This is a genomic window from Hallella absiana, from assembly GCF_025457485.1.
In the GTDB taxonomy this organism is placed as follows: Bacteria; Bacteroidota; Bacteroidia; order Bacteroidales; family Bacteroidaceae; genus Prevotella; species Prevotella absiana.
On the sequence record NZ_JAMXSP010000010.1, the window covers coordinates 26,381 to 39,064 of the forward strand.

Annotated in this window: 7 protein-coding genes and 2 pseudogenes; 2 read left to right on the forward strand and 7 right to left on the reverse strand. The window is 51.6% G+C overall.

Annotation, left to right across the window (positions count from 1 at the left end; all coding sequences use genetic code 11):
* Window positions 1–10: 10 nt before the first annotated feature.
* Both NG346_RS06790 and NG346_RS06795 read right to left on the reverse strand, forming a co-directional pair.
* Window positions 11–3,079 carry a SusC/RagA family TonB-linked outer membrane protein gene (locus NG346_RS06790; protein WP_262288472.1) on the reverse strand — a complete coding sequence of 1,023 codons (3,069 nt, stop codon included), beginning with the start codon at window positions 3,077–3,079 and terminating at the stop codon, window positions 11–13.
* 223 nt (window positions 3,080–3,302) lie between these two features.
* On the reverse strand, window positions 3,303–5,630 hold the full coding sequence (locus NG346_RS06795) for a beta-glucosidase (protein WP_262279799.1): 2,328 nt from the start codon (window positions 5,628–5,630) through the stop codon (window positions 3,303–3,305).
* 258 nt (window positions 5,631–5,888) lie between these two features.
* Here NG346_RS06795 and NG346_RS06800 point away from each other — a divergent pair, with 258 nt between their 5' ends.
* Complete coding sequence (locus tag NG346_RS06800) at window positions 5,889–9,896, forward strand: hybrid sensor histidine kinase/response regulator transcription factor (protein ID WP_262288473.1); 4,008 nt, start codon at window positions 5,889–5,891, stop codon at window positions 9,894–9,896.
* A gap of 41 nt (window positions 9,897–9,937) precedes the next feature.
* Here the strand turns inward: NG346_RS06800 and NG346_RS06805 are convergent, their stop codons facing one another.
* The 5 genes and pseudogenes from NG346_RS06805 to NG346_RS06825 all read right to left on the reverse strand — a co-directional run bounded on the left by NG346_RS06805 (window position 9,938) and on the right by NG346_RS06825 (window position 11,771).
* Window positions 9,938–10,351 (reverse strand): type II toxin-antitoxin system HicB family antitoxin, encoded by a 414-nt coding sequence (locus tag NG346_RS06805; protein WP_154534119.1) that lies wholly within the window; start codon window positions 10,349–10,351, stop codon window positions 9,938–9,940.
* Between the two features lie 65 nt (window positions 10,352–10,416).
* Window positions 10,417–10,569 (reverse strand): type II toxin-antitoxin system HicA family toxin, encoded by a 153-nt coding sequence (locus tag NG346_RS06810; protein WP_262279801.1) that lies wholly within the window; start codon window positions 10,567–10,569, stop codon window positions 10,417–10,419.
* Window positions 10,570–10,689: 120 nt separating this feature from the next.
* A pseudogene (locus NG346_RS06815) lies at window positions 10,690–11,016 on the reverse strand (response regulator transcription factor); the annotation flags it as partial.
* Window positions 11,015–11,482 (reverse strand): annotated as a pseudogene (locus tag NG346_RS06820) (patatin-like phospholipase family protein); the annotation flags it as partial. The pseudogenes NG346_RS06815 and NG346_RS06820, both read right to left, overlap by 2 nt.
* On the reverse strand, window positions 11,460–11,771 hold the full coding sequence (locus tag NG346_RS06825; RefSeq protein WP_262279802.1) for a BadF/BadG/BcrA/BcrD ATPase family protein: 312 nt from the start codon (window positions 11,769–11,771) through the stop codon (window positions 11,460–11,462). The pseudogene NG346_RS06820 and the gene NG346_RS06825, both read right to left, overlap by 23 nt.
* A gap of 182 nt (window positions 11,772–11,953) precedes the next feature.
* On the opposite strand from NG346_RS06825, the gene NG346_RS06830 reads away from it, so the two are divergent.
* Entirely contained in the window at window positions 11,954–12,673 is a 720-nt protein-coding gene (locus tag NG346_RS06830; protein WP_262288474.1) for a sigma-70 family RNA polymerase sigma factor, read from the forward strand.
* Window positions 12,674–12,684 lie beyond the last annotated feature (11 nt).

Here is a 12,684-nt window from a genome sequence, read left to right on the forward strand (position 1 = left end):
TCACGTAGGGTTAGAACTCGATGGTAGCACCGACAACAACCTTCTTCGATGTGGGATATGCACCTTTGTCCACACCCATGCCGGAAGTAGCACTGGTCGAAGCCTCCGGGTCAAAGCCTTTATAAGAGGTGAAGGTGAAGAAGTCATCAAGAGAAGCGTAGATCCTCAAGTTACTGATGAAAGTCTTATTCAGCAAAGTCTTTGGCAGGGTGTAGCCGAGCTGTATTTGCTTGATCTTGAAATAAGAGCCATCTTTGACCATGGCATCCGAAACGGAATACTTGTCCATGTTGTTGGCTCCGGCCCGCGGCACAGAGGCATTGGTATGATCGGGAGTCCAGCGGCCGTCATAGAGATAATCCTTCATTTTGTTCCAAGCGAGCATGTCGGGACGGTTGATACAGCAGAACACGTCATTACCCTGTGCACCAGTACCAAAGAGCGTGAAGTCAAAACCCTTGTAGGCAGCAGTGAGTGTGATGCCATAGGTGATCGACGGAATGCCGTCACCGATATTGGTCAGGTCATTCTCCGTGATCTGATTGTCGCCGTCGAGATCATAGAATTGTGGATCACCGGTCTTGGGGTCAACACCTTTGAACTTATAGCCACGGAAGTAGTAGACCGGATAGCCCTGCTCAAAGAAGGTGATGTCATAGGTATGGAACTTCGCGCCGGTGAGTCGGGTGATTGACGGATCGATGTAGGTCACCTTGTTGCTCAGCGTAGAGAGGTTGCCACGCACGCTATATTGGAAATCACGTATATGGTCTCTCCATCCCAGTTCAAATTCAAATCCTCGGTTGCGCACTTTACCTGCATTGATCGGTGAGGTAGCGCCGCCGATCTCCAAAGAAGGCGTAGTGTTCCAGATCAGGAGGTCCTTAGTATTCTTATTGAAATAGTCAACGCTGAAATTCAGTCGGGAGTTAAACGCGTAGAGGTCAAGACCCAAGTCAAACTGTTCAGAGGTTTCCCACTTCAGGTCGTCATTGCCCATTGTAGAGGGAGCCACAGCCTTGGTGTAGACCAATCCCGGCGCAAAAGCATAGATACCGCCTTGTGCCATGTCAGTACCATAGCTATAGTTGCCAAGAGCGGAAAGTGAGCCGTTCTGTCCCCAACTGGCACGCAGCTTGGCACTGTCAATGACCTTGCGCAACGGCAGGAAGAAGTTCTCTTCCGACATTGTCCATCCCAAGGAAACTGCTGGGAAGTAACCCCATCGTTTGTTCTTTGGCAATTTGCTCAGGTCAGCGGCATCGGCACGCAAGGAGAACTGAGCATAGTAACGATTGCGATAATTATAGCCCACACGTCCGAAGTATGAAAGTTTGGAACCACGTGTCGTCTCACCGTCGACGACCTGCGTAGCCGATGCTGTTTTGTAGTGAAGATAGTAGAAGAGCGGATCGTTTTTCGACACAGAATGCTCTCCATTGGCATTAAGCGTACCACTCACGTAGTCATATGAAGACTCCTGATAGCTCATACCCAGCATCGCCGTAAGGGTGTGTCCTCCGAACGTTCTCATATAGTTGGCGAAGTTCTCCCATTGGTAATAGATACTGGTCGAGGACGTGCTGCCCATGTCCACAAAATCGCGGTTTTGCGTGGCATTGCCGTAGAAAGGTAGTGAGACCGTGCGATTGCGCGTGCCAGCGAGACGGTAGCCAAAGCGCGAGGTGAGCGTCAGACCTTTGAGCGGAGTGAAGTCGGCATAGATCGATCCATTGACATTGTAGCCCGAAGCCTTGTTGGCATTGTTCTGGCTCATGATCAGCGGATTGTATTGCTCACCATTGGAGAAGCGTGACACACCATAATAGTCACCGTTCTTGTCGCGCAGCAATGTACGTCCGTTGGCTTGTGCCTGCGCAAGGAAATCAGGTAAGTTGTCGGGACTGTAATAGACAGGGGTCAGCGGATCCATGGTCATCACTGCTGTCAGTACAGAACCATACTCGCTGCCCTCAGAAACAGAACGGGTATTGTATTTCTCGATTTGGTTGGTCGTGCCCACCTTGAGCCACTTCTTGATTCTGTATTCCGCATTGATCGTCGCCGTCAGTCGGGTATAGCTGTCACGGTCGCCCTTGACAATACCGTCGTTATTGAGATAGGACAGCGAGAGATAGTAGTTGCCGTCATTGTTTCCGCCTTGGAATGCCAGATTGTGCTTCATCATCTCGCCGTTCTCAAAAGCTTCCTTGGCCCAGTCCGTGTCGGTCACGCCGTCCCAGTTCTTGAGCAAGTAGTCTTTGGTGAAGGCACCGGCCTCACTCATATAGTTGATATATTCCTCGGCATTGAGCACCTTTGGCACATGGTTGACCGACTGCGATGCGTACTGAAAGTCGTAGGAGATCTTACCGCTGCCCGTAGTACCTTTCTTCGTTGTGATCAGCACGACACCATTTCCAGCCTCAGCACCGTAGATAGCAGCCGAGGCGGCATCTTTGAGGATCTCCATGGAGGCAATGTCGTTAGGATCAATACCACTGATATTGGTCGTGCGCACGCCATCAACGACGTAGAGCGGACTTGAACTGACATTAGAAGAGTAGCCACGGATGCGCACTGTGGGCGTGCTGCCCGGCGCTGCAGAAGTGGTGATGACCTGCACACCGGAAGTCTTGCCTTGCAAAGCCTGATTGGCATCGGTGATCGTGCGGTGCTCCATATCCTCAGCCTTGACTTGCGAGATGGCTCCGGTGACAGAGCTTTTGCGCTGCACGCCATAGCCGACGACAACTACATCATCGAGCACCTTACTGTCTTCCTGCATCAGCACCTTCATATTCGACGTTGCTGTGGCGACAGCACTGCGATAGCCTAAATAAGAAAAGGAGAGTTTGGCACCACGCTTGACTTGAATGGAGAAGTGACCATCAAGATCAGTGACCGTACCGGTAGAGGTTCCTTCCGGACGAACCGTGACGCCAATCATGGGGTTAGCATCTTTGTCGACCACTACACCATTGACACGCAACAGTTCCTGTGCCAACGACGGAAGCCCACAGGATGCCAGCAAGATGGCCATTGCCAAGATGCGTTTTTTCTGTAAGTTGATTCTCATAAGATTTTAGTTATAGGGTTTAAAAACTGTCGCAAAATTAGTGAAAAGAACAATATTTCTTTTTCTAATAGGTTTTAAAGATTTACACGTTTGTTCAAAAGAGATATTTGCCAGTCCTAAAGTTTATTTATATGTTCAAATAGCTATCCCAAACATAATGAATAGAGCCGACGCAACTGTTTTTCGGTTGCGTCGGCTCTCTTTTTAGGTTCATATCCAGCTGCTATCGGTGCAGCAGATCCAGTCTTACCTTTGGTTTCAACACATTGTGAACCTTAGCCACATATTTATCTACACGTACATTTGCCTGGGCCTCTACCTTCTCCGCGGAAGAGCAAACGAGAAAACGATATACCCCAGCATCTGTCACCCACGCACTCTTCTTCTCATTGAAAGAGGCAAGATCAGCTGCCGTGACGGTCATTTCCACCGTCTGTCTCTCTCCGGGAGCAAGCAGCCGTGTCTTGGCGAAGGCACGTAATTCTTTCTCCGGTTTGTTGAGTCTTCGGCTGTCAGGAGCAGCAACGAAGAGCTCCACCACATTGCGTCCGGGGCGCTTGCCCGTGTTCTCTACGGTCACAGCCACACTGTAGTTTCCTCCCTCTTTTTTCACCTTCATGTCGCTGTAGTCAAAGGTCGTGTAGCTGAGTCCATAGCCAAAAGGATAGGCCACCGGCTTGCCGAAAGAGTCGAAATAGCGATAGCCCACATAGATGTCTTCATCATAGTTGGTGAAGTCGATATCCTTCTGTAGCTCACGCGGCTGAGCCTGCTGATCATTGTTTCCCCACATAAACATGCTGCCGAGTGTCTTGTCGTCAACCTCTGAGGGGAAGTTTCGGTCGGCATAAGCATCTCCATAGCTACGTTCAAAAGTCATGGACAGTTTGCCCGACGGGTTGACCTTGCCCGAAAGGACATCTGCCACGGCAAAGCCCATCTCCTGACCGCCTTGCCAGGTGCAAAGGATGGCATCGGCATCGTCCTGCCAAGACGTCACATCCACAGGACTACAGATGTCAAGCAGTACCACCACCTTCTTGCCAGCTTTGTGGAAGCTCTGTGACAGCAGATGCAGACTCTCCTTTTCTGCCGCAGTGAGATAGAAGTCGGTCTTAGGCCGGTCGGTAGCTTCGCCGCTCTTACGTCCGATAGTGAACACGGCGACATCGGCATCCCGAGCCGACTGAGTGAGCAACGAGTCGCTGAGCTTCATCTCTTCGGGGCGCGCCGGCGGTGCAAGGGTAAAGGCGGGCTTGCCATGGGGAAAGAGTTGGGCATTGGCCTGACACAGATACTGGCTATAGGTTTTGAGCAATTGTTCATTGACCGTGAACCCTGCAGCGCGCAAACCTTCGACTAGTGATACGGTATAGTGGCCGGTAGACATGCCTCCAAAGCCTGAGCCTCCGGAGATCAGCTCGTAGCTGGTATTGCCAAAGAGGGCTATCCTGCCTTGAGAGAGCGGCAAAGTCTCATGGTTGTTTTTCAACAGCACCATGCCGTCGGCGGCCACGCGTCGCACCACATCAGCATGCTGCTGCAAGTCGGGCTGGCTCTGATAGGGATATTGTGCAAAGCTGTGTGTCTTCACAATAAGCCGGAGCACGCGACGCACGTTGGCATCAAGCATCGCCATCGGCAGCCGTCCACTCTCCACAGCCTCGTGAATAGCCTTGTATTGCCGGTCCTGTCCGGGCTGAAGCATGTCATTGCCTGCCATCATGGAGAGCACCGGATTCTGACCAGCATTCCAGTCAGAGACAAACATGCCCTTCCATCCCCACTCCTTACGCACCACCGTATTCAGCAGCTCGCTGTTCTCAAGGGTATAGGTACCATTGAGCTTATTGTAGGATGTCATGATCGTCCAGGGCTGTCCTTTCTTCACCACCACCTCGAAAGCCCGAAGATAGAGCTCGCGCAAAGCACGCTGAGAGACACGGGCATCGTTATTGTTGCGGTTGGTCTCCTGGTTGTTGGCTACAAAATGCTTAGGTGTGGCAGCCACGCCCTCGCTCTGCACACCTTGTACATATCCCGCGGCAATCATTCCGGAGAGCAGTGGATCCTCGGAATAATACTCATGGTTGCGGCCACACAGCGGCGAGCGCATCAGATTCATGGAAGGAGCAAGTATCCAGTCCAGTCCATACTCCTTCACCTCGTTGCCGATGGCTTTACCCACAGCGTAGGCGGCCTCACAATCCCACGTGGAGGCCACGGTCATGGAAGCCGGGAAATCAGTAGTCAAATATTCACGGTGATCCCATGGGCGCGTGGCGCTCATACGCAATCCTTGCTGGCCGTCGGCACAGTAGATCGAGGGGATACCCAGTCTGGGGACGGCATAGCTACTGCCCGCCGTTCCAGGGAACTTCGCGTCATCATTGAAATGCATTCCGCAGCCGAGCAGCAAATGGCATTTCTCATCCAGTGTCATGGCCTGCAACACTTCGTCGACATTGTCGGCACGAAGCCGTGGCTGTGACATGACACAGAGCACGTTGATAGCTGCTACGGCCAAGGTAAATAGTTTTTTGGCTGTCATTAATTTGGGGTTTAGAAAGTGAATAAAATGTTTTATGCACAAAGTTATGAAAATCATCGTGAAAATACTTCCTCTTATGTACTAAAGTATTTCTCAATGGTTTAAAATAGGTTCCCTGTCAGCCCATCCCACTTGATTTTCCATCGCGTCATTTGCTTATTTGTTTAAATCGTTACATTTGTGTTCAAAAATGCTGTCAATCCATTGGCATTCATAGGAAAAAAGCGTATCTTTGTCTATAGAACACAATCTAAAAATATGAAAACAACACATGTCTTGCTATCGCTGATACTGCCACTGGCCTTGCTCGCGTGTTCCCACAACCCAGACAATGTCAGTGAAAACCATAAGGAGCAGCCCTTATTGCTTTCCAACCATATCTCCAACGAGCAGATCAACGGATTCATGGAGGACCGCTTCGGGCAGATGTGGATCAGCACTTTCCGTGGACTCAACAAATATGATGGCAACACCTTTCACCAATATTATTGCATCGACGACAGCATCGGACTGCCCGACAACAACGTGAAATGTTGCTACCGTGACTCGCGCGGACAGCTGTGGGTGGCCACCGTCAACGGACTATGCCGATACAATGGCAATGACGGATTCACACGGGTCAAAATGAATGTCAAAAACAAAAATGTGCTCTACATGTTGGAAAGCCGGGATCACCGCATGTTCTTTGTCACCATGGACCAAGTCTATGAATACAACGACAAAGACAACAGCGTTGATGTCAGGCTGCGCAATATCGACCATGACAGCCCTTTCAACGTCACCTGTCACCTCGATAACCACAACCTGCTATGGATTCGTAAGGCCAAGACGCTCACGGCATACGCTCTCAGCACGTTTCGTCCCGTCGCCACCATTGTCATCGACAACAGCAAGGGCAGTTTTCTGCTCAATGGGCATCAGTTATGGATCAGCGGTCCTGAAGGCCTGCGACTCTTCGACACTACCCTGCGCCGCTTCATGCCCTTGCCGCCGGTGCTTGAGCATCCGGCAATCAGCAATGATGTTGTGTCGCTGATCCTTCCTTACGGCAAAGGCGACTTGCTGCTCAACACCTACCGACACGGGCTCTGGTTCTATGATCATCGACAGCAGAAACTCGTCAACCAATCGGAAGAAGAGTTTCCATTCGAGGCTCCGGACTTCAATGTCACGCAGATCTATACCGACTCTCACGGCAACCTTTGGTTGGGTTCTGAAGGCCAAGGATTCAAGGTGGTGTATAGATATAAGGACATGTTCAATGCCGACACCCATCTCATTCGGGCTCTCAACCGACAAGACGTGAAATCAGTAGCTGCTGACAACCAGCATCGGCTCTGGATAGCAAGCAAGCAAAAAGGACTCTGCGTCTACGACACGCAGACGCGACAACTGACCAACCTGCAGACGGGCTACTCGCCGACCAACAGCGACAAATACGATATCTACAAAGTGTTTGTCGATCACAAACAGAGACTGTGGCTACTGACCATGAGCGGAATCAGTAAATGCCAGTACGATGGAAACCGCCTCAGTGTGCTCAAAACCTATCCAGTCTACATGCCCATGGAAATCACTGAAGACCACCGTGGCACGATATGGGTTTCGACGGCAGGATATTATGTTTGTACCATCAATCCCGAGAACGACCATTATACATTGAAACAAGTATTCCCGAAGACTTTCACCTTCATCCCCGGGCTGCTCACGCTCCACAATGGCGACATTCTCCTTTCTGCCTTTGCCCAATCACCCATGCTCATCGACAGACAAAGCCAGGAGTTGCGACGCTTCACAATCAGGCAGGAAGATATCCAAGCCTGCATACGACGCAGCGTCTACATCCCGACGAAGAGCTTCCAAGACAGCAAAGGAAACATCTGGTTCGGCACGGTGACCAACGGACTGCTGCGCTACGACGCCCGCACCCACCGCATGACTGCAATCCAAGGATTGTCATGCGCTGACGTGTCGAGTATTGAGGAGGATCAGAGAGGCAACATCTGGGTGAGCACCATGGACGGACTCAACAAGGTGGATCCACGCAACTACAGCATCACCATCTATCACGAGGCAGACGGCATCGGAGGCTTCCAATTCAACGACAGAGCCTCCTGTCGTATGGCCGACGGCACGCTCGTCTTCGGTGGCACGCATGGACTTACGGTCTTCAACCCAATGAAGATAGTAGCCACAGGCTCGCCACGGCTGATGTTTGAAAACCTGAAAGTGCACAACAATATCGTCATCCCCGGCAAAGGACAGCCTATCAGCGAGAGCATGGAGACAGCGAAAGAGATCAACCTTGGCTATCGCCAAAACAGCTTCTCTATATCTTTTGCCGCCATCGACTACAGCGACTTCAAACGCATACACTATTACTACCGTCTGGAAGGACACGACAACATATGGACAGACGCCGACGGCAACAACGAGGCGCACTACTCCAATCTGCCATCAGGCAACTACATCTTCCGCGTAAAAATCGTAGGCAACGACTCTGATCGGCCGTTAGCCGAAAACGCCATTAAGGTAAGCATAGCTCCGGAACCTTGGAATACATGGTGGGCATGGTGCTTCTATCTTTTAGCAGCGGTTGCCATCTTCTGGTATGTCCGAAAAGCAAGAAAGCGCATCGAGGAAGAGAAGCGACTCGCCCTAAAAGCGGAAGAAGAGCGAGAGCAGGAGCAGCGCATCAACAAGATGAACATGAGCTTCTTCGCAAATGTCTCACACGAGTTCCGGACACCACTCACCATGATCGCCGGACCCGTGGATCAACTGCGCAACAGCGGCGATATCCGACCACAAGACCATCGGCTGCTCGACATCGTGGCCAGAAGCGTCAACCGCATGCTACGTTTGGTCAACCAAATGCTCGACTTCAACAAGCTCGAGAACGACACGCTACGACTGCATGTGGAACAAAAAGATATCATCGCAGAACTGCGCCGATACCTTACCCTCTTCGCCATGAATGCTGAAGAGAAGGGCATCACGATCCGTACGCAAGGACTGGAAGGAAGCCTGACGATGTGGCTCGATGCCGACAAACTGGAGAAGATCTTCAACAACCTCATGTCCAACGCCATGAAGTTTACGCCACGTGGCGGTGCCATCGATGTCATCTTCGACACGCTGGACAATGGGCGCCGCATTTCACTCAGCATTGCCGACACCGGCAAAGGCATACCACAAAGCGAATTGGAGAATATCTTCAAGCGCTATTATCAGCTCGACAACCAGTCGAAAGGCACCATCAACTGGGGGTCAGGCATCGGACTCTACTATGCCCGGGAACTGGCCCGGCTACATCATGGCACGCTGTCGGCCAGCAATCGCACGGACTGCACAGGCGCTCTCTTCACCCTGGTGTTGCCGACCGACGAAGGCGCTTACACCGAGGAGGAAAAAAGATCTTTGGAACCGGCTTTCGCCGACATTCCCGCAAAGACACCGGCAAGCGACGTGGACGATGTCGCTGACGAGCAAGACGGTGAGGACAAACGGCCAAAGATCCTCGTCGTGGATGACGATACCGAGGTAGTACACTATCTGCGCACGCTGCTTGCCCCCGAATATAAAATGATTTATTGCTTCGACGCTGAAAGTGCATTGAAGGCAGCACACGAAGAGAGACCCCAGCTTATCCTCAGCGACGTGGTCATGCCGGGCATGAGTGGTTATGAACTCTGCCACATGATCAAGGACGACTTGCAGACCAGCCACATCCCCGTGATACTGGTTACAGCAAAGATAACGGACGAAAACAAAGTGGAAGGCCTCAACAGTGGTGCTGACGCCTACGTCACCAAGCCCTTTGCGCCCAAAGTGTTGATGGCAATGATCAAATCGCTGCTCACCAATCGCGAACGGGTACGCACGATTCTCACCTCCACGACAGAAACTGACAAAGACGTGGAGGATGTGCTCTCGGCACAAGACAAGCACTTCATGGACGAACTTTATCAGATGATGGAAAAGGAAATGGCCAATGCAGAGCTCGACGTGAACAAGGCTACAGAAATGATGCATGTCTCGCGCACCAAACTCTACTACAAGGTGAAAGGACTCACAGGTGAGAGTCCCAGCACATTCTTCAAAACCTATAAGCTCAATAAAGCTGCGGAACTGATCAAGGCCGGTGAGCACACCATATCGGAGATAGCCTTCATGACAGGCTTCAACACGCTCTCGCACTTCTCCACTTCCTTCAAGAAGCAGTTTGGCTGCACGCCGAGCGAATATGGCAAAAAGAAATATTGAGTACTCATTAAATATTGAGTACTCATTTATAGATGCAATTACTACTCAACAGACATTAGTTGCTGCCCTATCTTATGAAGTCCGGCAACGATACGCTTACGCTGCTGTGCCCGCGGTTTTTTCAGACCATTGGCATAGTGGCTAAGCTGACGTTGGTTAACGCCTGAAGCCCGTGAAATGGCTGCCATGGTAGTATAATCCTCACTGCAACGAAGCAAAGCTGCGGTACTTACTGGATGATAGACGAACTCGTAATCACCCTCGCGCAACCAAGCTGGTACTTCGTCACCGTCATTTAACATGCCTGCTACATGGAAATCAAGAGTATCCTTCGCTTCTTTCTGAACCTCGCTCCACGTACGAGCCGTAAATACTACACCGCCTGGAATCATATCGCCAAATGATGCAGCAAAATTCTTGTTGCACCAATCTACATAAACATCTACCTTTACCATAGTATACACTCCTTTCCTAATTTCTATTTAAATCCAGCCTGTTTCCAAATGCTATTCAACAAGAACTAGCTTAATACTTCACTATTTTTGCCTCTGACCGTCACCTTCCCTTTCTTTTGGGGGTGCTTGAATTGTCGATGGTCACCCTTACAATAGCATTGGATCCAACCATCACTTTCCAAAAGACGAATAACTTCTATTACTTTATATCTTTTCATCTTTGGCAGTATCTTTACTCAATGTTACAAAGGTAGTAAAAATTATATTCTTATCCAAACTTTTTAAAGGAAATCTGTTTAAAGGAAATCTGTATTCAGCGAAACAAAACTAATCAAATTCTATATGTAGTACTCCGCCGCATCGACGAGGCCGGCACGAAGGGCATACTTCGTGGCTTCATGGACGTTGTTCACGCCGAGTTTGCGGAAGATGTTCTTGCGATGGGTGTTGACAGTGTGGAAACTGGAGAAGCGCTTGGCAGCAATCTCCTTGGTGGTCATGCCAAGGGCAATGTCTTTGAGGATCTCCTGCTCGGTCTTGGTGAGGTTGACCGTCTCGGGATGACTGTCAGTGGACTGCTCCTCGATGAGCAGCTCCATGGCATGCTGACAGATGAACCGCTTGCCGTGCATCATAAAGCGAAGTGCCTCGCGGATCTCAGACAATGTCGGTCAGCTTGAGGTTGTCGTCGTATTTGTTCTTGCAGTTCACGTCGACGATCTGTCCCAGTACAGAGGAGCCGTTGGCCAGGTCGTCAGCTGTCTTGGGCGGTCCCTGCACGGTGGCACCGATGACATACGCGGCGCCCATCGCGCGTGCCAGGTCGGCGGGATAGTTGTTGCGCAGTCCGCCGTCGACCAGCACACAGTTGGCCTTTCTCACGGGGGTGAACACGCCGGGGATGGACATGCTCGTGCGCATCGCCTCGGCCAGCACGCCGCTGTGGAAGTCGTACTCCGTATTGTCGACGATGTTGGTCGCCACACAGGCAAAGCGACGCGGCAAGCTGTCGAAGCTCATCGAGTCGGTGTATCCGACCGTGAGATGCCGGAAGAGGCGCATCAGGTTCTTGCCCTCGATGACTCCTGTCGCACCGGTCAGATGGCGCTTATGCAATCGCAACGTCTTGGAGAAAAACGATGATGCCGTCGTCGAGGTTGAAAGCAGCCTTGATCAGTTCCTCTCCATAGCCCGTAGAGCAGGAGCCCACGATGTCGAGCGTGGTTCCGCTCTCTTCTGCCTTTTGCTTCAAGCGTTTCAGAGCTTGCTCCACGGCATGGATCGGATTACCGAGATTCATGCTGTAGTCGCTGAAGATGATCTCGCCCTGATGGTCTTTGTCAGCCCGCACCACGATGAGCTTTGTCGTCGTGGAACCCGAGTCGATGCCGATGACCACCTCTTCACGCCCGCTGTGCATGGGATACCGAGGAGCAGGCCAGAGGACTCTCGGAGGAACTCTCCGACGAAGACCTCGCCTTCGGCATGGACTACAACACACCGGAAGAGGTAGCAGAGCTGCTGGTCGACAGCGGACTCGACTAAGCAGAAAGAAACAAGCCCGTCCGCTCTACCACACAATACTCACGAAAGGATATCAACATGAACGAAGAACTCAACGACGCTTACATACAGGAAGTAGGAAAGCAAAAATTACTCAGCGACGACGAGGAGCAGCAACTCGCCGAGAAAATTGCCCAAGGTAACAAACGGGCTTTGGACAAACTGGTGGCTGCCAACCTGAGCTATGTCATCAGCGTCGCCAACCAATACAAAAACCGAGGGCTCAGCATGGACGACCTGGTCAGCGAGGGCAACATCGGCATGCTCAAAGCTGCCACACACTTCGACGGCAAGCACGGCAAGCGCTTTGTCACCTACGCCGCGCCTTACATCCGCAAGGCCATCGAGCAGGCTATCGAGCAGCAGGCAGGACTCTACCGTGTGCCGCGCAACGCCAAGGACCCCGCATGGGAGAAGAAACGCAGCCATCCGCTGTCGATCGATGCTCCCATCGGCGGCAGCAATGAGCTGAGCCTGGGACATGTCATACCCGACAAAGACGCCACGCAGCCCGACAACGCTCTGGAAGACGAGACCGCCACTGCCGAACTGTGGCAGATCATCGACAAGTTCGACGCCCGCAGCCGGCAGGTGATACAGCGCTTCTACGGCATCGGCGCTGAGCACCGCACGCTCGCCGAGACGGCACAGGAGATGGGGCTGAAGCGTGAACGCGTCAGACAGATCCGCAACCAAGCCATCAGAAAGCTCTGCAAACTCTCGAAAAACAAAAACATCAAATCGTTTCTCCTCAAATAATACACCGCCGA

Coding starts and splice junctions, on each gene's coding strand:
- NG346_RS06790 (WP_262288472.1), bottom strand. CDS start 3,079: ATGAGAATCAACTTACAGAAAAAACGCATCTTGGCAATGGCCATCTTG.
- NG346_RS06795 (WP_262279799.1), bottom strand. CDS start 5,630: ATGACAGCCAAAAAACTATTTACCTTGGCCGTAGCAGCTATCAACGTG.
- NG346_RS06800 (WP_262288473.1), top strand. CDS start 5,889: ATGAAAACAACACATGTCTTGCTATCGCTGATACTGCCACTGGCCTTG.
- NG346_RS06805 (WP_154534119.1), bottom strand. CDS start 10,351: ATGGTAAAGGTAGATGTTTATGTAGATTGGTGCAACAAGAATTTTGCT.
- NG346_RS06810 (WP_262279801.1), bottom strand. CDS start 10,569: ATGAAAAGATATAAAGTAATAGAAGTTATTCGTCTTTTGGAAAGTGAT.
- NG346_RS06825 (WP_262279802.1), bottom strand. CDS start 11,771: ATGCACAGCGGGCGTGAAGAGGTGGTCATCGGCATCGACTCGGGTTCC.
- NG346_RS06830 (WP_262288474.1), top strand. CDS start 11,954: ATGAACGAAGAACTCAACGACGCTTACATACAGGAAGTAGGAAAGCAA.